23 protein-coding genes, 1 tRNA gene and 1 pseudogene are annotated in these 21328 nt (G+C 31.8%); 5 read left to right on the plus strand and 20 right to left on the minus strand.

What is annotated here, in order from left to right; all coding sequences use genetic code 11:
- The first annotated feature begins 329 nt into the window (after positions 1-329).
- The gene (locus ACW5R3_RS13440) at positions 330-1301 is read left to right on the plus strand and encodes an IS110 family RNA-guided transposase (RefSeq protein ID WP_456577530.1); all 972 of its coding nucleotides are present in this window, start codon (positions 330-332) and stop codon (positions 1299-1301) included.
- A 48-nt stretch (positions 1302-1349) separates the two neighbouring features.
- Here ACW5R3_RS13440 and ACW5R3_RS13445 read toward each other — a convergent pair whose 3' ends face one another.
- Complete coding sequence (locus ACW5R3_RS13445; protein WP_456577531.1) at positions 1350-1901, minus strand: DUF6705 family protein; 552 nt, start codon at positions 1899-1901, stop codon at positions 1350-1352.
- Between the two features lie 73 nt (positions 1902-1974).
- Positions 1975-2262 carry a hypothetical protein gene (locus ACW5R3_RS13450; RefSeq protein WP_456577532.1) on the minus strand — a complete coding sequence of 96 codons (288 nt, stop codon included), beginning with the start codon at positions 2260-2262 and terminating at the stop codon, positions 1975-1977.
- 203 nt (positions 2263-2465) lie between these two features.
- Here ACW5R3_RS13450 and ACW5R3_RS13455 point away from each other — a divergent pair, with 203 nt between their 5' ends.
- Both ACW5R3_RS13455 and ACW5R3_RS13460 read left to right on the plus strand, forming a co-directional pair.
- Positions 2466-2804, plus strand: a complete 339-nt coding sequence (locus ACW5R3_RS13455; RefSeq protein WP_456577533.1) for a hypothetical protein — start codon at positions 2466-2468, stop codon at positions 2802-2804.
- 360 nt (positions 2805-3164) lie between these two features.
- Positions 3165-4136 (plus strand): IS110 family RNA-guided transposase, encoded by a 972-nt coding sequence (locus ACW5R3_RS13460; RefSeq protein ID WP_456577534.1) that lies wholly within the window; start codon positions 3165-3167, stop codon positions 4134-4136.
- A 48-nt stretch (positions 4137-4184) separates the two neighbouring features.
- Here the strand turns inward: ACW5R3_RS13460 and ACW5R3_RS13465 are convergent, their stop codons facing one another.
- The 9 genes and pseudogenes from ACW5R3_RS13465 to ACW5R3_RS13505 all read right to left on the minus strand — a co-directional run bounded on the left by ACW5R3_RS13465 (position 4185) and on the right by ACW5R3_RS13505 (position 12907).
- Entirely contained in the window at positions 4185-4724 is a 540-nt protein-coding gene (locus ACW5R3_RS13465) for a DUF6705 family protein (RefSeq protein WP_456577535.1), read from the minus strand.
- A gap of 128 nt (positions 4725-4852) precedes the next feature.
- Entirely contained in the window at positions 4853-6289 is a 1437-nt protein-coding gene (locus ACW5R3_RS13470) for a hypothetical protein (protein WP_456577536.1), read from the minus strand.
- A gap of 697 nt (positions 6290-6986) precedes the next feature.
- Positions 6987-7152, minus strand: a pseudogene (locus ACW5R3_RS13475) (cysteine peptidase family C39 domain-containing protein); the annotation flags it as partial.
- A gap of 212 nt (positions 7153-7364) precedes the next feature.
- Positions 7365-9104 (minus strand): hypothetical protein, encoded by a 1740-nt coding sequence (locus ACW5R3_RS13480; protein WP_456577537.1) that lies wholly within the window; start codon positions 9102-9104, stop codon positions 7365-7367.
- An 84-nt stretch (positions 9105-9188) separates the two neighbouring features.
- Positions 9189-9446 (minus strand): hypothetical protein, encoded by a 258-nt coding sequence (locus ACW5R3_RS13485; protein WP_456577538.1) that lies wholly within the window; start codon positions 9444-9446, stop codon positions 9189-9191.
- A gap of 262 nt (positions 9447-9708) precedes the next feature.
- Entirely contained in the window at positions 9709-10047 is a 339-nt protein-coding gene (locus tag ACW5R3_RS13490; RefSeq protein WP_456577539.1) for a hypothetical protein, read from the minus strand.
- Positions 10048-10056: 9 nt separating this feature from the next.
- The gene (locus tag ACW5R3_RS13495; RefSeq protein ID WP_456577540.1) at positions 10057-11769 is read right to left on the minus strand and encodes a hypothetical protein; all 1713 of its coding nucleotides are present in this window, start codon (positions 11767-11769) and stop codon (positions 10057-10059) included.
- Between the two features lie 68 nt (positions 11770-11837).
- A complete protein-coding gene (locus tag ACW5R3_RS13500) occupies positions 11838-12092 on the minus strand; it encodes a hypothetical protein (protein ID WP_456577541.1) in 255 nt (84 codons plus the stop codon).
- Positions 12093-12229: 137 nt separating this feature from the next.
- Positions 12230-12907, minus strand: coding sequence for a response regulator (locus ACW5R3_RS13505; protein WP_456577542.1), 678 nt, complete (start codon positions 12905-12907; stop codon positions 12230-12232).
- 172 nt (positions 12908-13079) lie between these two features.
- On the opposite strand from ACW5R3_RS13505, the gene rpoN reads away from it, so the two are divergent.
- The gene (gene rpoN, locus ACW5R3_RS13510; RefSeq protein ID WP_456577543.1) at positions 13080-14540 is read left to right on the plus strand and encodes an RNA polymerase factor sigma-54; all 1461 of its coding nucleotides are present in this window, start codon (positions 13080-13082) and stop codon (positions 14538-14540) included.
- The gene (locus tag ACW5R3_RS13515; RefSeq protein ID WP_456577544.1) at positions 14540-15145 is read left to right on the plus strand and encodes a hypothetical protein; all 606 of its coding nucleotides are present in this window, start codon (positions 14540-14542) and stop codon (positions 15143-15145) included. Before rpoN ends, ACW5R3_RS13515 begins: the two co-directional genes overlap by 1 nt.
- A gap of 4 nt (positions 15146-15149) precedes the next feature.
- Here the strand turns inward: ACW5R3_RS13515 and ACW5R3_RS13520 are convergent, their stop codons facing one another.
- From ACW5R3_RS13520 to ACW5R3_RS13560, 9 genes are all read right to left on the minus strand, one after another.
- Positions 15150-15809, minus strand: a complete 660-nt coding sequence (locus ACW5R3_RS13520) for a porin family protein (RefSeq protein WP_456577545.1) — start codon at positions 15807-15809, stop codon at positions 15150-15152.
- 139 nt (positions 15810-15948) lie between these two features.
- The gene (locus ACW5R3_RS13525; protein WP_456577546.1) at positions 15949-16431 is read right to left on the minus strand and encodes an ExbD/TolR family protein; all 483 of its coding nucleotides are present in this window, start codon (positions 16429-16431) and stop codon (positions 15949-15951) included.
- Between the two features lie 15 nt (positions 16432-16446).
- Positions 16447-17082 carry an ExbD/TolR family protein gene (locus ACW5R3_RS13530; RefSeq protein ID WP_456577547.1) on the minus strand — a complete coding sequence of 212 codons (636 nt, stop codon included), beginning with the start codon at positions 17080-17082 and terminating at the stop codon, positions 16447-16449.
- 2 nt (positions 17083-17084) lie between these two features.
- Positions 17085-17537, minus strand: coding sequence for a hypothetical protein (locus tag ACW5R3_RS13535; RefSeq protein WP_456577548.1), 453 nt, complete (start codon positions 17535-17537; stop codon positions 17085-17087).
- Positions 17538-17564: 27 nt separating this feature from the next.
- Complete coding sequence (locus ACW5R3_RS13540) at positions 17565-18338, minus strand: MotA/TolQ/ExbB proton channel family protein (protein WP_456577549.1); 774 nt, start codon at positions 18336-18338, stop codon at positions 17565-17567.
- A 227-nt stretch (positions 18339-18565) separates the two neighbouring features.
- Positions 18566-18653: transfer RNA gene (locus ACW5R3_RS13545), tRNA-Ser, on the minus strand.
- A gap of 71 nt (positions 18654-18724) precedes the next feature.
- A complete protein-coding gene (locus tag ACW5R3_RS13550) occupies positions 18725-19756 on the minus strand; it encodes an asparaginase (RefSeq protein ID WP_456577550.1) in 1032 nt (343 codons plus the stop codon).
- Between the two features lie 2 nt (positions 19757-19758).
- On the minus strand, positions 19759-20526 hold the full coding sequence (locus tag ACW5R3_RS13555) for a TatD family hydrolase (protein WP_456577551.1): 768 nt from the start codon (positions 20524-20526) through the stop codon (positions 19759-19761).
- 64 nt (positions 20527-20590) lie between these two features.
- Complete coding sequence (locus ACW5R3_RS13560; RefSeq protein ID WP_456577552.1) at positions 20591-21328, minus strand: tetratricopeptide repeat protein; 738 nt, start codon at positions 21326-21328, stop codon at positions 20591-20593.

Consider the following 21328-nt stretch of genomic DNA (forward strand, 5'->3'; position numbering starts at 1 on the left):
AGAAAAGAACTAAACTTTTGGTTTAGCTCTTTTCTGCTATTTTTTATATACATCTTAAGTTAGCATTTTAATAAAAACACTAAATTAAGATCTATAAATTAGAAAGAACAAAAGAGAGGAATAAGGTTATTATATACGCAGAGACTTTGATCTCGTCAACATTGAAAACCCCCTCTCTTTTTTTTCATTGTTTCTTATTTAATACTAAAGTATTCAAGAATCTCATTCTTCGATTTCTACACAGATTTCGTACAGTTCTATGAGGCTTTTAGACCTCGATTTTAAGTCGTTGAAACTCGCGTAGTTGTTCTTTCAAAAATCATTTTCTTATGAATAAAGATATTAAATATTTTGGAATAGACATTAGCCATTTAGTTTTTGATGTGACAGATTCAGATGGCAATTACTACCAATTTAAAAACACAATTTCTGGCTTTAAAAAATTCACAAAACTCTTAGATTTGGATAGTCATTGTGTTATGGAAGCCACTGGTTATTACCATTATCAATTGGCTTATTATTTACTAGAGTCAGGGACAAAGGTATCAGTAGAAAATCCTTTAGCTGTTAAACGCTTTATCCAGATGAAGTTGTCTAAGATCAAGACGGATAAAAGTGATTCTAAACTTATTTGTGAATATGCAAAACAAGTAGATTTAAAGATTTGGGAAGGTCAATCCAAACATCAAACAGAATGTCTTCAAATGACCAGACTCCTTTCTGTGTACACAAAACAGAGCACTATGCTGAAGAATAAAATACATGGTGAATCCGTTTTAGGAAATCCAAGCAAAGCAGTTGTAAGTTCTATAAAACGAAGCTTAAAACACGTTTTAAAAGAAATCAAAACCTTAGAAGATAAACTGATGGTATTAGTTAAAGAAGTCCATCAAGATGTATTAACTCGCTTAAAAAGCATACCAGGAATTGGAAATAAAACGGCATTAATGCTTGTGGTTCTTACAGATGGTTTTGAGCGTTTTACAAGCGGTAGTGAACTCTGCAGTTATGCTGGATTAACTCCATTAGTTAGAAAGAGTGGTAGCAGTGTAAATGGACGCAGTAGAATAAGTAAAATAGGAAATCAGAAGCTTCGTAATTTATTATTTATGTGCAGTTTTAATGCTTGTAAATACAACAAAGCATGCAGAGATATTTATGAACGAATTGTAGCAAAAGGGAAGAGTAAAAAACTGGCTTTAATAGCTGTGTGTAATAAGCTTTTAAAACAGGCTTTTGCTATCGCAAAATCTGGTTTAATATATGATGATTCTTATAGAAGTACTTTAGTGAAAAGTTAATGCTTTTTTACTTGTTTTTTACCACAGTACTTTGTTGTGGTTAGTTTTTTATTGTTTAGTTAAAATAATATCCGTTGGTATAACATAATCCATTCCTACCAATTTCATTCCTTTTCTTGTAATAGTCCAATGTGCTGTATTTGTAGCTGTAATATCCATTTTTAGTTCCCCAAATGTTGAATTTAGATTATCAGGAATACAAGTGTCGTATATTACTCCATTCATTGATACTCCATCATTACTTTTTGCTATGATAACATACCCTACTTTGACCATATTCTCTCCAATACAGATAATATTTTCATCTATTGAACCTTCATTTTCTATTAAATAATATTTTCCTTGAATAGTATCGTAAGAATAATCAAATGGAGAGTCACCTTGAGGTATAACTTCTTTAAATAATTCAACTTTAAAAGTTGTTGAGCCTGTTGTATTTTTCCAAACACCTAAAAATGGGTCAAAATTTCCATCAATATCTTTATAATATTTTCCAGACTTATCATTTGCGCTTGGGGTATATGTACTCAAATTTACAGTCTGTGCCTTACAGCTTATTGAAGCTATAAATATCATTGGAATTAAAATTATGTTTTTCATTTATTGACAAGGTTTAGATTTAGTTGTTCCATTTTTATAAGGTGTTGTAACACATTTTTATTCCGATTTCAACTTATAATTCCGTATATTTTAGTTTGTACAAATCTAATTGCTTTTTGTAATAATTAAATTGTCTAGCAGAGAAACATAAACAAAAAACTAATGGTGTTAATAGACCTAATTTGGGTAATTCTAAAGTTCCTAAATCGATATTTGTTATATCCCAATTACTAGCTCTTAAATAAAAAACAGTAATCCCTAAAAAAATCAGAACTAGAGATATAAGAATTCTTAATTCCCATTTTTCCAATTCCTTTTTATAGAATTTGATGTTCTTTTTTATTTCACTTTTTTTAGCCATTCAGTTATATTAACCCATACACAAAAATAAGCTTCAACTACCTGAAATTCAAGAGCTTAAATTAATAGTTATTAACGTTCTTTTAGAATATGGCTTTATATTTTAATCTTCAGGACTACAAAGTGCTTTAAAATAAGTATTTTTGTTTTCTAAGTGTGAATATGATATTTATATTCTAAATATTGTTAATAACTTCTATTATTATGAAATTATATATCGTTAAAGGAATTGAGATTGACAGGGAAAAATCAGTCAGTACAAGTAAAAAAACAAATAGCTTTATAGGTTATTATTCAAACCTTAAAGAAGTTTATAGTCAGTTCGAGCGTAAAACTGTGAAATCATATTCTTCTATTGCGAATAAAATTAATGAAACCAACCACTATATTACTTATGATTCAAAATTTTTAATTGATGATAAAATGATGAAATTCCAACAAATCATAATTGAAAGAGTTCAAGTTAACAAAGTTTATAGTAAATCTAAATATATAAATTTAAATCCGTTGATTGCTCAAGAATTGAGTGAATTCAGGTTTTAAGAACGTATTTTAAGTTTTTGCTCAAATGGGTTTGAATATAAAAAATAGTGGATTTATTTGTGCTATTTTTCTGTTTAAAATATAAATAGCAAAAAAGAACCAAACATTGGGTTTAGCTCTTAACTGCTATTTATATATACTGCTTAAGTTAGCATTTTAATAAAAACACTAAATTAAGATCTATAAATTAGAAAGAACAAAAGAGAGGAATAAGGTTATTATATACGCAGAGACTACAGATCTCGTCAACATTGAAAATCCCCTCTCTTTTACTACACAGATTTCGTACAGTTCTATGAGGCTTTTAGACCTTTAAGTCGTTGAAACTCGCGTAGTCGTCCTTTCAAAAATCATTTTCTTATGAATAAAGATATTAAATATTTTGGAATAGACATTAGCCATTTAGTTTTTGATGTGACAGATTCAGATGGCAATTACTACCAATTTAAAAACACAATTTCTGGCTTTAAAAAATTCACAAAACTCTTAGATTTGGATAGTCATTGTGTTATGGAAGCCACTGGTTATTACCATTATCAGTTAGCCTATTATTTATTAGAAATAGGTATTAAAATTTCAGTAGAAAATCCATTAGCAGTCAAACGTTTTATCCAGATGAAATTATCCAAGATCAAAACGGATAAGAGTGATTCTAGGTTGATTTGTGAATATGCCCAACAAGTAGATTTAAAACTTTGGGAAGGACAATCCAAACATCAAACAGAATGTCTTCAAATGACCAGACTCCTTGCTGTGTATACAAAACAGAGTACTATGCTAAAAAATAAATTACACGGAGAGGCTGTATTGGGTACGCCAAGTAAAGTTGTTGTGAGCTCATTGAAACGAAGTTTAAAGCAGGTTCAGAAAGAAATAAAGACTTTGGAAGATAAGCTGCTGATATTAGTTAAAGAAGTACATCAAGAGGTTTTAACCCGCTTAAAAAGTATACCAGGAATAGGGAACAAAACCGCATTAATGTTGGTTGTTCTTACAGATGGTTTTGAGCGTTTTAATAGCGCAAGTGAATTGTGTAGTTATGCCGGTTTAACCCCAGTAATTAGAAAGAGTGGAAGCAGTGTAAATGGCCGTAGTAGAATTAGTAAAATAGGAAACCAAAAGCTTCGAAATTTATTATTTATGTGCAGTTTTAATGCCTGTAAATATAATAAGGCATGTAGAGATATTTATGAACGAATAGTAGCCAAAGGAAAGTGTAAAAAACTGGCCTTAATAGCGGTTTGTAATAAGCTGTTAAAACAAGCTTTTGCAATAGCAAAATCGGGGTTAATATATGATGATACTTATAGAAGTACTTTAGTGAAAAGTTAATGAGTTTTTACTTGTTTTTTACCACAGTACTTTGTTGTGGTTAGTTTTTTATTGTTTAACCATAACAACATTTGTTGGAAGGCTAAATTCCCCATTGGTTTGATTGTCCAATCTAATTCCTGGTACATCTTTCAACTCCAATATTGCTGTGTTTGCATTTAGTAAGGTAAATGTGCCACCTTTATAATCATTACTAACGACATCGGATATCACAACGCTATAAACAGTTGGCGATTTATATACTAAATACAATTTAAAATCTACAAAAGTACCGATTGAGGTTGTTTCTGAAACAACTATATTATTTTCTATATACGTATATTTACCATAAATTGCGTCACGGTATATATTGGGAGATATTGGGTCGCTATACATTTCAAATTCCTGTAGGGTTATCTCAAAAGAATTTGAGCCATCTTCCCATCTCCATACCCCAACAAAAGCATCATTATAGTTATTTATATCCTTCATATAATAATTATTTGAAGATGCAACAGTTTCTGAAGGTGTTGAAATATCATATATTGTTTGTGCTTTACAGCTTATAAAAGCTATAGAAATCATTGAAATTAAAATTATGTTTTTCATTTTTATATATTTTTAATTATTACAGCTTCTTTTGACAACATCACCATTGTTTTTAGCCTTAATTCTTGTCCAGTTATTTAAGTCGTTTTTATCACCACGGTAAAGGCTCATTCCTATATTCTTATCTTTTAAAAATTTGGCAATCGCTCTTCATTAAGATTATTACTAATATTTGGGCTTATTTTTCTATTTTCATATTCAACTTTTATAAGTTCAGGACTTATGGCATAAAGGTCTGCAACTGCCGTAAAATCAATTGTTGATGAAATGGTCAATGCATAAACAGTATCATCATCAGGAGAAGCGGTTTCACCAGGCGTTAGTACTATAGCTACAAAGTTATCCAAATCCTGAATTAGGCTACTTCCAGTACTGTTGGAGTAAAGACTAAAAAAGGAAGCTAAATCTTGAGGTGAAAAGATAGAATAAGATCCTGTACCATCGTTAAAATGATTTTGTATAATAGCATTTATAACACTTACAGGTAATGGGAAATCAACAACTGCACCAGCGTTTGGTAGACTTTCAAATCTATGGTTACTATCATTAGGGAATGATGTTACATCATTAGAGTTGGTTTCACCGTAATAGGCGATTTCAGTGTTTCCAGTGACATTAGCAATTAAATCTTGCATTCTTGTTGGAAAATCAGGACTAGCCGATAAGTCATTTAAAACATTGCAATCGGAAATAAGTGTAGCTGCATCTTCTTGATCTTCAGTCATTACAGAATCAGTATCCACAGGCACACATTTTCTACTACCTCCACAAGCTGTTGGTGAGGAGGTGTTTCCGCCATCACCTACACTGCCATAAGGTCCTTGGTTAGATGGGGTTGATGAACCAGGCGTTACACCGCCTGTTAAATCGCAGGGTTTTAATGTTGTTGTGTATAGTCCTCCAGGCAGTGCTGTATGTGTGTTTGGGTTGTCATCACCGATGTAGGTACAATTATTATCTCCATATTCATGCGCTCCAGAAGAGCATGTATTTGGCTCAAAGTCTAGTCTTGTACACTCGTCTTCAAATACCACTCGAGAAAATATATCTTCAGTAAAACTTGAATCTATTTCGGTCATGGTATAGCGGTTTATTAAGTTTACTTCTTGTCCATTGTATAGTTGCTGCATTTCATCTGTGGTAATATCATAATGCACCAAGAACTCTTTGTAGCTGTTATCTGGCTGTAGGCTTATAAGAACATTCTGTAGTCCACCATCGTCAGGTGTATTGGTTACTAAAAAGGTAAAGGAATGGTAGCCGTTTTCAAATTCAATGTACGTGGCAAAGTCGGTGTCTATTTCCAATCCTGTACTATCGGAGTATACCGTTCTGTTCTGTTGGGATGCGTTGAATTCATTGAGTTCAGTTTTTAGTTTTTCGATGGATGACCATACCTGTTTGTTAGCAATAATCTGTTCTTTTTGTATCGTTGAAATACTTATAGGTTTCTTGACCATTACCTCAATGGGAGCAGTGTTTTTAAAATCGTCGTCTTTTTGACAATTGATAAGGAACAGTGAAACTCCAAAGAGTAGGATTTTGATTTTGAGGTGTTTTGTCAATCGTTTTGTTTCATGATTTACCATTGTTTAAAGTAAATGTTTGTTTGTTTGGTCAAAATTAACCACAACGGGTTTGTATATGAAAAATACTGGATTTATATGTGCTATTTTTCAGTTTAAAATATAAGTAGCAGAAAAGAACCAAACATTGGGTTTACCTCTTAACCGCTATTTTACATATACCGTGTTATACCACGTTTTTAACTGATTTATTTTTAATTAAATAGTAAATAAATAATATTATAAATACTATTACTTGAAATAATACAAAACTAAAGATGTTAAATGCTAAATTTTGTTTTGAACTTACAAGTAAATAAGTTGCAATAAAAACGGTAATAAAAATAGCAATGCTTAAATAGATTAATACTTTTTTCATTTTTATAATTATTTATAGATTGTCAAGTTGCTCTATTGCACAAGTTAAAGCAGGAAGACTAGAATATGGTGGGTGCCCAAAAAGTTGTAGTTTTAATGCTTCTGAATTAATCTTAATCTTTTTTGTTTTTCAAAAACTGAAACAAGATTTGATATAAGGTGTTTTTCATTACGCATAGAATTATACTAACGCAATCAAAACTAACAAATACAACCTAGTTAATACATGATTTTCGCTTACTAAAAGTAAGCAAAAGCGGAAAATTTAAATAAAACCTTTTTCTTTAGGTTAGATTACTAAACTTCTAAATACTAATTATTCTGAAGCTTCACTTAAGCCTAATAAACTACTGCCTTCTCGTGTTGTTTCACTTATCGTACGAAGTTGTTGTATGGTAATAGTTTTTTTATAGTGCTTGGCAATTATTTTTAGGGCAAGTTGGACCACAATCTTTGTGGTTTGGTTGTTTGTAATGCGGAAACACTCATTTTCATAAACGTTAACCACTGTACTAACCCAACCGACATTAAACCAAATACCTTGTAGTTCTTCTACATTAGTAGCTTTAAAAAAGTTGTTTTCAATAGTAATAGTTAAGCCAGATTCAGTTATAACAATTTCGTTAATTTTAATAGGATCGCTTTCACCAAACCTTATAAAGTCAACATTTAAATAATCTATAACATCATTAACAAATCATTTCTCATACCAAAGCCAATCATCTGTAAGTTGTTCTACAAAATTATAATGGTCTTTCATAAATTTATTATTTGCTTCATCATTATGCACTTCATAAGGAAAAACAGCAAAATCATTAGTACTCATTATAAAATGATATGGGTTATTAAATTGAAAACGTATTTGTTTTTGTAACTTTTTTAAATTATCTAAAAAACAGCCTTTTTCAACATATAGATTTCCTTTATATATTGCAAAGCAATTACCACCTAGCGCAATAATATTGTTAAAACCATCTCTAAAGGAATCATATTTAAATTTAGAGTAAGCTGTTTCAATAATATTTTTTAGCTGCATCCAACTGGGTCTATTAGTCTGATAACTATGATATAACAACACTCGATATCTCGGATTAGTGTCAATTATATAGTCGTTTTTTACAAAAACACCTATTTTTTCTTCGGTTGGAAAACCATGTTCATCAATTAATTGTATTAAGTTTACATCGTTAATTTCTGTTATAGCAACTGCATCCTCATGACTGTATTCTCCTTTTCTACGACCAACATAGTATTTTTGATCTAAATCGACTATAGCATTTAATTTTCTAATTAAAACGGTGTCTTGGGTTTTAAGAAAAGTACTATGCAAATCATCAAAACCATTAATAAAATCATGCCATTCTGGTTGTTTTTCTATTCTGTTAAAAATAGGCGCTTCAAAATAGGTTAAACCGACACCTTTCGCTACTAATTTTTCACTCCAAATAATAGCTGTTTTATAATCTCTGGAAAGTATGGCAACCCTTACGGCATTATGTATATCTCGAGCAAAAACATAATGATTATTTTTCAAAAAAGCATTGTACTCATTTCTAGCGGCACCATATTGCTTTTTTAAAATATACTGCTCTGCTTTATCCATTACTTGATAGTATTCTGGCACAATAACCTCTTCAGGAGTTTGCCATAAAACAGCCATATTTTTTCTAATAATAGGTGTTGGCTGTTTATCTTGGAATGCTATTATTTCTGGATTTTTTATTTTTGGTTTATCATTCAAAAAAACCATGTCTCCAATATTAAAAATTTCAGCAAAACTACATCCTAGACCAAACGCTAATACAGAATTTTCATTAATGATTGCCTCTATCGAGAATTTTTCAATATATGGTTTGCTTGTTTCAAAACCCACCATATTTTTTAAATAAAAAGCTTTAAGAGAGTCAAGTACAAGATCACCTTCAACACGCTCTCCATGATAGGTTATATAATTTTTTTCTTTAAAAATTGCATGTTCAACACGAACATAAGCTAATGTGTCTTTTATCTCGCCAATTGCTACCTGAATTTGCTTATCCACTCCCTGCCATTGTCTATTTGACTTTACTTTTCCCGAGATGGAAATCTTGTTTTCATTTTTATCAAAAATGCAGGATTTAATTTCTACCCGTAAATTATGCATGGTAAAATCTTCGATAAAAACAGAGGTCCTTCCATCATGAGAATGATACGCAACACCATAGTTTAAAATACCTTTATAACTTTTTATATCCACAAAGTAAGGGATGGAATCACCGTTTTTAAAATGCGAGTATTCATCACCGTCCCACCAAAAATCATAAGTATCTTGATTTATTTTGTAGGCGTCAAAATCATTTTGACTAAATTCTTTATTAGATTGGGAAAAAGAAGTATTCGTAATTAAAATAAATAAAATAACGAAACCTAGAGATAAAGAACACTTATTGTTGGACATAGTTAAAGCTATTTTGAATAGTTTTAGTAAAAGGATAACAAAAAAAAGAAATCGACATTAATTTCTTCTTTTCTTTAACGCTAATTAATAGTGATAAGTAATGTTTGATCTATTATGGTAAGTAATAACCCCTTGAGACCTTCCTGAATCAAAACCATAATCAAACGTTGCCGTCCGTCCATTAATCTTACCTGTAATTCTGCCACCTGGAGTTTCAGTACCTGCCCCACTACCACCTCCTGCACTCCCTCCATCGGCAATACCGCCTTTAACAGCGCTCATTTGGTCTTTGTTAATTGAAACATCTTTAAATTTTTCTGAACTAAGTTTTTCTAGTTTCATAAATATAAATATTTTAAAATCTTAACCTACTCTATTTAAGCTTTTCGGTTTACGCTTATATGGGTAATGCAATTTAAAAAAGGGAATAAAGTAAACGGTATTTAAACGTGTAGAAAAAGTAAGCAAAAGCGGAAAATTTAAATAAAACCTTTATCTTTAGGTTAGGTTACTAAACTTCTAAATCCTAATTGTTGTGAAGCCTCACTTAAGCCTAATAAACTACTGCCTTCTCGTATTGTTTCACTTATGGCACGAAGTTGTTTTATGGTAATAGTTTTTTATAGTGCTTGGCAATTATTTTTAGGGCAAGTTGGACCACAATCTTTGTGGTTTGGTTGTTTGTAATGCGGAAACACTCATTTTCATAAACGTTAACCACTGTACTAACCCAACCGACATTAAACCAAATACCTTGTAGTTCTTCTACATTAGTAGCTTTAAAAAAGTTGCTTTCAACAGTAACAGTTAAGCCAGATTCAGTTATAACAATTTCGTTAATTTTAATAGGATCGCTTTCACCAAACCTTATAAAGTCAACATTTAAATAATCTATAACATCATTAACAAACTCATCTATATCTTTAGAATATATTAATATCATATTAACAAATCATTTCTCATACCAAAGCCAATCATCTGTAAGTTGTTCTACAAAATTATAATGGTCTTTCATAAATTTATTATTTGCTTCATCATTATGCACTTCATAAGGAAAAACAGCAAAATCATTAGTACTCATTATAAAATGATATGGGTTATTAAATTGAAAACGTATTTGTTTTTGTAACTTTTTTAAATTATCTAAAAAACAGCCTTTTTCAACATATAGATTTCCTTTATATATTGCAAAGCAATTACCACCTAGCGCAATAATATTATTAAAACCATCTCTAAAGGAATCATATTCAAATTTAGAGTAAGCTGTTTCAATAATATTTTTTAGCTGCATCCAACTAGGGCTATTAGTCTGATAACTATGATATAACAACACTCGATATCTCGGATTAGTGTCAATTATATAGTCGTTTTTTACAAAAACACCTATTTTTTCTTCGGTTGGAAAACCATGTTCATCAATTAATTGTATTAAGTTTACATCGTTAATTTCTGTTATAGCAACTGCATCCTCATGACTGTATTCTCCTTTTCTACGACCAACATAGTATTTTTGATCTAAATCGACTATAGCATTTAATTTTCTAATTAAAACGGTGTCTTGGGTTTTAAGAAAAGTACTATGCAAATCGTCAAAACCATTAATAAAATCCTGCCATTCTGGTTGTTTTTCTATTCTGTTAAAAATAGGCGCTTCAAAATAGGTTAAACCGACACCTTTCGCTACTAATTTTTCACTCCAAATAATAGCTGTTTTATAATCTCTGGAAAGTATGGCAACCCTTACGGCATTATGTATATCTCTTGCAAAAACGTAATGTTTGTTTTCTAAAAAAGTATTGTACTCATTTCTAGCGGCACCATATTGCTTTTTTAATATAAAGTCTTCTGCTTTCTCAATTATCTTATAATAATTTGGAGTATTATCTACGAAAGGAACAAGCATTTGCTTATTAATTTTAATGATTTCTAGTGGTTTTGAATAACGATGATTTTTTTTGTCATTTATTTTCGTTTTTTCATCACTAAAAACCATTTTTCCTATATTAAATATTTCAGAAAAACTACTCCCAAGACCGAAAGCTAAGATACTTTGCTGCTCTATTTTTGCTTCAATAACAAACTCTTCACTGTTTTCTTTAGTTGTAATAAATCTTCCTGCTTCCTTAATATAAAAACCAGGAAATGAATCTACAATAATATCTGACTCAACTCGTTCTCCATTATAGGTCATGTATGACCTTTGTTTATTATATAGATGTTTAGTATGAACGTAGCCAATTGTGTCTTGTTTAGCACCAATAAAAACCTTCACTAAATTCTTATTCTTTCTCCATACTCTGTTTGATTTCACCCTCCCATAAATTTTTATTGTATTATTTACAGTATTAAAAAAACAACTATCAATTTTAACAGTCGTATTATACATCGTAAAGTTTTCTATAAATGCATAATTCTTATCTCTATCGTTTGATGGATAACGAATACCATAATTAGTAATACCCTTATAGTCCTTAATGTCTATAAAATATGGAATGGTATCACCATTTCTATAAAAATCATACTCATCAGCATCCAACCAAAAATCATAAACTCCTGAATCTGTTCTTACAGATTCAAAATTCTTTTGCTTATATTCTTTAATAGTTTGACTAATGCCAATTATGGGTAAAAAAATGATGAATAAAAATTTATTAATTTCTTTCATTTTCTAAGTTTAATATATAAAAGCCATAAAACTTTGTTAATTCAAAGTTTTATGGCTTTTAAAAAAAATTAATGATACACAATATTTGATCTATTGTGATAAGATATAAAACTACCTCTATCAGAGTCATAGCCATAATCAAAACTAGCTAGTCTTCCACCATGCATACCACAATCTCTGTGACCTCCTGGAGTTTCAGTACCTGCTCCACTAGCACCTCCCGAACTCCCTCCATCGGCAAGACCACCTTTTACAGCGCTCATTTGGTCTTTGTTAATTGAAACATCTTTAAATTTTTCTGAACTAAGTTTTTCTAGTTTCATAAATATAAATATTTTAAAATCTTAACCTACTCTATTTAAGCTTTTCGGTTTACGCTTATAAGTGTAGTGCAATTTAGAAAAGGGAATAAAGTAAACGGTATTTAAACGTCTAGAAAAAGTAAGCAAAAGCGGAAAATTTAAATAAAACCTTTTTCTTTAGCTGTCAGTACCAAGTCTCTATCGCTATTACTAATAACACCTAATTTTTCTTTTAACAAGCGTTTTCTTTTATCTATGCCACTCCTTGTTAAAGGAAGTAATTCTTCGAGCTCTTTCATTTTAGCACAATTAGATAGTTCCGTTAAAAGCTGTATATCCAAATCATCTAAAACAATATTTTGAGTTATTTGCGTATTAAAAACATTAACAATTGAATGGCTGTAATAAAAATGACCATCCAAAACACTTTTAATAGCAGCTACTAAAACGACGTGATCTATATCACTCTTTATTAACAGACCTTCTGGATTTAATTTCTTAATAATATTAAGTAGCCTAATGGTTTCTTTTAAAGCTGTAATTACAACTATTTTAATTTGAGGTATCTTTCGTTTTATGTGACATCCCAAATCTGCACCTGAATATATATTGTTTATATCACATTTTGGCAAACAAATACCCAAAAGCACTAGGTCGTACGGATTTTGTTTTCTTGAATTATTAACTAATAACACAGCTTTACTAATAGAATTGGAAGTATCTACAACAAATGACGTTTCAATATGATTTCGAGAATAGGATTCAAGAATTCGTAAGTAAGAATCAATAATCATTGGATGATCATCAACAATTAATACACTTATAAGCACTTTCATAGATAGATATTAATAATACTAATCGGTGACTTAATGTAGGGAAGACTCGAATATACAATATTAAATTAAAAAAGAACTTATTTCAAAAGTATATTATAAATGAAAAACTATATTCGCTAAACATTTTTATGTAGATTGTTTTTTTTATTTTTATAAAAATCTGAAATCAAAAATGCTCAAGCAATATTTAAACTTTAAACTATCACAAAAGCTATCACCGCAACAAATTCAGTTAATGAAACTGATACAGTTGCCTACACAAGCATTTGAGCAACGTTTAAAACAAGAATTGGAAGAAAACCCAGCACTTGAAAGCGGTAAAGAATCTTTAAATGATGATTTTGATACCGATTTTGATAACAGTGAGGATACCTACGACGATAGCGAGAAAATAAACTCAGAAGATATCAATGTAGATGAATACTTAAGTGATGATGAAGTGCCTGATTACAGAACACAGGCTAATAATTATAGCGCTGATGATGATGAAAAAACTATGCCATATGCGGCAGGCACCTCATTTACACAACACTTAAAAAATCAATTAAACACCTTCCGCTTAGATGATGAAGAACGCGAAATTGCCGAGTTTCTTGTAGGAAGTGTTGATGAAAGTGGCTATATCCGTCGTGAATTAATGGATATTATGGACGACTTGGCTTTTACACAAAATGTGTATACTACCGAGGATAAAATTAAAAGTGTATTACGAACCGTTCATCAACTAGATCCTGCAGGTGTAGGCGCTAGAAACCTACAGGAATGCTTAAGTATACAATTACACCGCAAAGAGAAAAATCCGGATGTAGAATTAGCCATAGCCATTATTGATGATGCTTTTGAACAGTTTTCTAAAAAACACTACAAAAAACTAATCCAAAAGTTCGACATAACAGAAATGCAACTCAAAGATGCTATTCATATAATTGAGCATCTAAACCCAAAACCAGGCGGATCATATGCTGGTAACAATCGAATTGTAGAGCATGTTGTACCCGATTTTGCCATTAAAATAGTTGATGGCGAATTAGAGTTAACATTAAACGGTAGGAACGCACCAGAACTTCATGTTTCTAGAGAGTACAGTAACATGATGAAGGGGTATAAAGAGAGCAAAGAAAAAACAAAAACTCAGAAAGACGCAGTTCAGTTTATTAAACAAAAGTTAGACGCTGCCAAATGGTTTATTGAAGCTATTAGGCAACGCCAACAAACACTCTTTGTTACCATGAGTGCAATTATGCATTACCAAAAAGAATATTTCCTTACTGGTGATGAACGTAAATTGCGTCCCATGATTTTAAAAGATATAGCTGATGAAATTGATATGGATGTCTCTACGGTTTCACGAGTAGCAAATAGTAAATATGTAGATACTCCTTATGGCACAAAACTTATAAAAGAGTTCTTTTCAGAATCTATGACAAACGATCAGGGTGAAGAAGTATCAACAAGAGAAATTAAAACAATATTGGAAACGGTTATTGATGAAGAAAATAAACGGAAACCTTTAACCGATGATGCTTTAGCTAAAATTCTTAAAGAAAAAGGGTATCCTATAGCACGAAGAACAGTTGCTAAATACCGCGAACAACTGGATATTCCTGTAGCGCGTTTAAGAAAAAAGATATAATGAATTTTATACTTAAAAGCATTTCCTTTATTTTTCACCCCATTATAATGCCATTATTGGGTGTGCTTTTTTATTTTTCAAAATCACCAAGATACTTACCTATACCGCTTATTCAAGCTAAATTGGTATCGTTATTTATACTTACCATTCTACTACCCTTATTATTATATTACCTTTTGAAATCGTTAGGTAAAACGGATACCATATATTTAAAATCAACCAAAGAACGCATTATTCCATTAAGTTTAAATGCCACGATTACCATTTTAATATTAATACGGGTATTACCTAGTAATGAAATTATTGAACTCTATTATTTCTTTTTAGGAATACTGTTTAGTACCATTAGTTGTTTAGTATTGGCCATACTTAAGTTTAAAGCTAGTATTCACATGATGGCAGTAGCAGGTGTATTTATGTTCTTTCTAGCGTTAAGTATTCACTTTAGTATAAATATAAACGGAACACTAGCAGTAATGTGTGTTATTATGGGAGGTATTGCAACATCACGCTTGCACTTAAAAGCACATACCAATATCGAATTAATAATTGGTTTTTTTATTGGTTTATTACCACAACTTATATTAGTAAATTACTGGTTGTAAAGGCTTAAAGAATATAGAAAACTAAGCCAATTTTTAAAGCATTCATATCTATCGGAGCATTATCTACGGAAGCATTATTAAAAATAGTATTTAACCCGTAATAAATATAAGCGTTCCAAGTATTATAGCCCGCACTTAAAGTTAACCCATATTGCAACTTATTAAAATCAGCTATTTTACTGTTTTTAATGGTTCCTAAATCGCCACGGTACTTAGAGGAGTCATAAAGTAAATAACCAATGTTTAAGCCCGTGTAAATACGCCAAAATCGATATTCGTCTGCTGTTGAAGTTCGCCAACGAATTTGCAAAGGGATTTCTACCATATAGGTCGTAAACTTATTCTTCTCATAATCGGTATCACTCTTATCTAATACCACATATTCTAAATTGTCTTGATTATCCTTTTTAATGAGTAAATTCTGATTAAAAGAATTAGTAGATAAACCTAAACCGACGCCAAAAGCAACGTTACGACGTTTATTAATAGGGAAGTCTCTGATAAACCCAAAATGGAAACCACTTGAAAAACCACTTTGAGATACCCCCTCTGGTTTCTCACTCAACAAATTGTAAGTTACAGCAAAATAAAACTGATCTTCCCGATATTTGGTATCCAAATCTGCGGAAATTGAGTCCTTAGGTTGATTTGTTTCTTGCCCCATAACACAAGGTATGACAGCAAAAAGAAATAAAAAAAACAGGCCGTTTTTCATGAATAGAAAAATAGAATAAAATATTAAATTACAAAAAAAAGGCGTTAAGATTTCTCAAAACGCCTTTAATTATAAAATTAAGAGTAAATTATTGGTTTAGACCTTCAATGGCATTTCCTTTTCGGGTCTTATAATTTATTTTTAGTGCGTTTACTTCACGCAATTTTTGTTTAACATCAGATACAAGTCCCATGTTAGTTTCTTTATCAACGCTTAATACAGTTGTTAAGAAAGGAACTTCTTCCTCACGTTTACTATCGCGTTCAGCGGCAATAAAGGCTGGAATTTCTGAAACATCAGCAAACTTATCATTTAGCTGAATACGAGCTTCAGATCCAAATTGCTTATAAGATTGACTTGGTTTACCAGCGTAGATGTACATTAATAAATTACGTTTAGCTAACTTCTCTACTTGATCAGCAGCTGGTAATGAATTTTTAATTTTTAATGTATTCTGACGCATAACCGTAGCAACCATAAAGAAGAATAACAACATAAATACAATATCAGGTAATGATGCTGTAGATATAGCTGGTACGCCGCCATCTTTTTTCTTTTTAAATTTAGACATAAATGTTACGGTTTACTAGTTAGACTTTTTTGGTTCTGCTTCTGAAAACTTCTGTGGTATTAAAAGTTTAATTTCTTCAATTTTATCTTTTAATAACGCTTTTCTGGAAGCCGATGTTCTGGCATCGTTATATTCGTTATCTGCTTCAACAAAGTTGATTCCTAAATTACCAAAGCGCGCTTGAAACTCACGATTACGCAACACATTATATGCTGCAATAATTTCGTTCTGTACGGCTATGTAGGTTTCATAACTTGTTGCTCTATCATTTTGTAAAGAAATAATAGCTTTCTGAAAGTTATCAGAAGATTCCGGATTACGTGCACCTTTACAGGATTGACAAGCATCATCTCCAGTACCACCACCGTTATCCAAAAAGGCAACGGCTGCGTTACGTAAATCTTTAAGCTTTATTAAATCACCTTCACTTCCAGCTGCTTTTAAAAGCAAGTCGTTATTTCCGTTTACGGTAATTTGAAAAATATTTCTTTCTTTAATAATAGGCGGTTCCGTTTCTTCAATTGGTGGCAACTTTCGGTTTAGACCTGAGTCAATTTCGATAGTTGTAGTAACCAAGAAGAAAATTAATAGTAAGAAAGCAATGTCGGCCATTGAGCCTGCATTAACTTCTGGTGCTGCTCTTTTTGCCATAATTATTTATTCGTTAGTTTTTTAACCCCCGATAATACCATAATTACCGCAGCTGAAGCTATAAGGATATAAAACGCTATTAAACCAGCGCCAACCATTTGCGACTCTCCCGCAGTAGCAGGAATACCATTATAAAGATATTTATTTGTATCGCCACCTGAAACGGCATAGGCTACAACTAAAATAGCTCCGAAAATACCCACACTAATTAGGGTATTCTTAAGGGTTGCAGTATTAGTAAACAGGTTTTTTAAAACGAAAACAACTACAAATAGAACCGTTAGAAACATAATAACATAAGCTACGTATGCTAAAGGGTCTACAATGGCAGTATCGCCAGCTGATGCAGCCGACTTAATCGCTTCATCACCTTCAGATATTATTCTTACCAGGAATACAATACCTAGAAGCCCTAGGAGTCCTGCTAAGATTTTTAAAATTTTGTGTAAATTCATAATTTAAAAAATTATTGCTGTTAATTATTACTTCTTGTGTCTAATCAATAAATCCATTAAAGTAATGGACGCATCTTCCATGTCATTAACAATACTGTCAATTTTAGCGATGATGTAATTGTAAAAGATTTGAAGAATAATAGCAACAATCAAACCGAATACAGTTGTTAAAAGTGCTACTTTAATACCACCCGCTACTAATGACGGCTGCATATCTCCGGCTGCTTGAATTTTATCGAATGCTTGAATCATACCAATTACCGTACCCATGAACCCTAACATAGGAGCTAATGCGATAAATAATGAGATCCAAGATACATTTTTCTCTAATTGTCCCATTTGTACACCACCGTAAGCAACAACAGCTTTTTCAGCAGCTTCAATACCTTCGTCAGTTCTATCTAAACCTTGGTAAAAAATAGAGGCAACAGGACCTTTTGTATTTCTACAAACTTCTTTTGCAGCTTCAACACCACCTGATTGTAATGCATCTTCTACGCTTTGTGTTAATTTTTTAGTGTTTGTTGAAGAAAGGTTTAAAAAGATAATTCTCTCAATAGCAATTGCTAAACCTAGAATTAAACATAATAATACAATTCCCATAAACCCTGGACCACCTTCAATAAAACGTTTTTTTAATTCTTGGTGAAATCCTAATTCTTCTGCACCTGCATCGTCTGCGGCGTCATCTTGAATTGAAGTAACAACTGCGTTTGCACTTGAAATTGCACTTGTAGTTGCGTTAGCTGTTCCGAATGCCACAAAACACATGATGGCTAGGATAGAAAATAATCTTTTCATTGTTCTTGTTCTTAATTTTATTAGTTAAAGTGTTAAAGATATAAAAAAATTGTAATTAAAAATTAAAATTACAACAGAGTTCTTGACGTTATTTTTACAACGCACGTTTAAAACCGCCTGTTATAACAAAAATACTTAAGGGTTAAAACTTGACAACACATATTATCATTGCTATTAAATTATCACTAATGACATGGTTAACAAACCTATACAAAAAAATACTTTTGCAGAGAGGAAGGGATTCGAACCCTCGATACCCTTTTGAGGTATACACGCTTTCCAGGCGTGCGCCTTCGACCGCTCGGCCACCTCTCTGTATTAAGTTTTTCTTACAAGGCGGCAAATAACGAAAAATCTTTAAAAGGCGAAAATTTTGCAAGTTAATTTTATGCCATTTCTCCTCTTAAGGCCGTTTCGAATACCGTTTTAAAGGTTTTAGCAGATATTTTCTCTCCCAAAAGATACATTAACTTGGTTATGGCTGCTTCCGTAGTGATGTCTTTCCCTGAAATAACACCCAGTTGTTTTAGTTGCGAACTGGTTTCGTATTGCCCCATATTTACACTACCTCCGGAACATTGGGTTACATTAATAATTTGTATCCCTCGTTTTATGCTAGACTTAATAAGACTTACAAACCAGTCTTCGGTAGTGGCATTTCCTGCTCCATAAGTTTCTAAAACCACACCTTTTATATTGGGACTCGATAGTACACTTTCTAAAACTATTTTAGAAACACCTGGAAACAACTTAATTAACGCAATATTGGTGTCAAAATTGCGATGTACTGTCATTTTTTTTCGTGCGTTAGGAACAAAAAGCGCCTCCTTATTAATAGTAAGATGTACACCAGACTCTGCTAAATGTGGATAGTTTAAACTTTCAAACGCCTCAAAATGCTCAGCATTGATCTTAGTTGTTCGGTTACCACGGTATAATTTATATTCAAAATACAAACCTACTTCACGTATTACTGGTCGGTTTCTAATTTGTAATGACGCCATTTGTATGGACGTAATTAAATTCTCTTTCGCATCAGTACGTAAATCACCTATAGGTAATTGTGACCCGGTTAATATAACTGGTTTAGCCAAGTTCTCTAACATAAAACTCAATGCCGATGCCGTATAACTCATTGTATCACTTCCATGAAGTAACACAAACCCATCAAAATCTGTGTAATTGGTTTCTATTATTTCAGCCATTTGCACCCAATAGTCAGGCTTCATATTTGAGGAATCTATAGGTTCTTCAAATGAGACTGTTTCTATAGCACATGTAAGTAGCTTCAGTTCGGGAATACGTTGCAATAAATTATTAAAATCGAATGCTTTCAGAGCCCCTGTATTCGGATTTTTTATCATCCCAATAGTACCACCGGTATATATTAAAAGAATTTTAGGACGGGTATTTTCCATACTTATATTTTAAAAATAGCTTTCGAATTTTCGGTTGTTACCTCAGCAATAACTTCTGATTTTGTATCATACAGCTCTGCTAGTTTTTCTAACACCTTTATTATATACGCACTTTCATTACGTTTTCCGCGAAAAGGCTTTGGAGCAAGATACGGCGAATCGGTTTCTAAAACGATATGTTTTAAATCTATTTGATTTAAAAACTGATCAATTTTACCGTTTTTAAAAGTCGCAACACCACCAATACCTAGTTTCATATTATATGATATAGCTTGTTCCGCCTGCTCTAAGGTTCCTGTAAAACAATGAAAAATCCCGAATAAGTCTTCTGATTTCTCAGACTCTAACACCTCAAAAACGGCATCAAAAGCGTCTCTACAATGAATAACAATTGGTAACTGATACTTTTTAGCTAATTGTATTTGATGCTTAAATGCTTTTTTTTGAATATCTAATGTAGTTGTGTCCCAGTATAAATCAATACCTATTTCGCCAATTGCATAAAAACTACGCTTAGCAAGTAAATCTTCAACATGTGCTAATTCAGATTCATAATCAGCTTTTACCGATGTTGGATGTAAGCCAGTCATTAAAAAAACATGTTCCGGAAACTGGGTTTCCAATTGTAGCATAGCTTCGGTGTGAGACGAATCTATAGCCGGTATAAAAAACCTGGAAACACCTGCATCTAATGCTCTTTGAACCATCTCAGCACGATCCTCATCAAAAGCATCACTATATAAATGTGTGTGTGTGTCTGTTACTATCATCCTGCAAAAGTAAAAAAGTCAGCAGCAACCTGATGACTTTTTTTAGACAATTTACACAATACTATTAATCTAATTTGCGTATCAGTTTTTGCGCTTGACTGTAATCTTCAGCGTCTTCAGGTATGGTATGTAACACATCTAAACACGCATTAATTTGGTCTTGCTTTAACTTGCTTAATGCCAAATACCACTTAGCCTTATTACGAAACACAGATGGCGATTGGCTTATGCCAATTAAAATCTCATCAGCCTCCGTATACTTACTAAGCTCTACCATAGAAACGGCTTTATATAATTGTAACTCTATATGACTAGAATCTAACTGAAGAAGTTCTGTGAAATAAGCATTGGCCGCTTGATAATCCTGATTATTAAATGCCGCTTCGGCTTTTGCTAGCAAGTTATCTTGCTCACCTCTTACGGTTAAACTTATAGTGCCATAATCTGCAAAATCAGCATAAACGGGACTTGAAAATTGTTGCCCAATAAAAAAGCCTATAATTATAATAGCCGCTGCGGCAACAGAATAATACCAAGGATTTATACGCCTTTGTTTAGTACTTGTATTTGCTTGATTTTTAAAATACGTGTTTGAAGCAGATTCTAAATTTGCTTTGAAATCCAAATTTTTAGTTTCATTTCCAATTGCATGCTTCAAATAGCTTGACGTGTTATTATAGGTTTCAAAAGCTTGTTTAAAAGTCTCATCTGTTTGAAGCCGTTTATGAAATGCCAATTGTTCATCAGGGTTTAATTCTCCTGAAAGATAGGATTCAAAGATGCTATAATCTTGTTCTTGCAT

The sequence above is a fragment of the Algorimicrobium bowmanii genome (assembly GCF_054031195.1).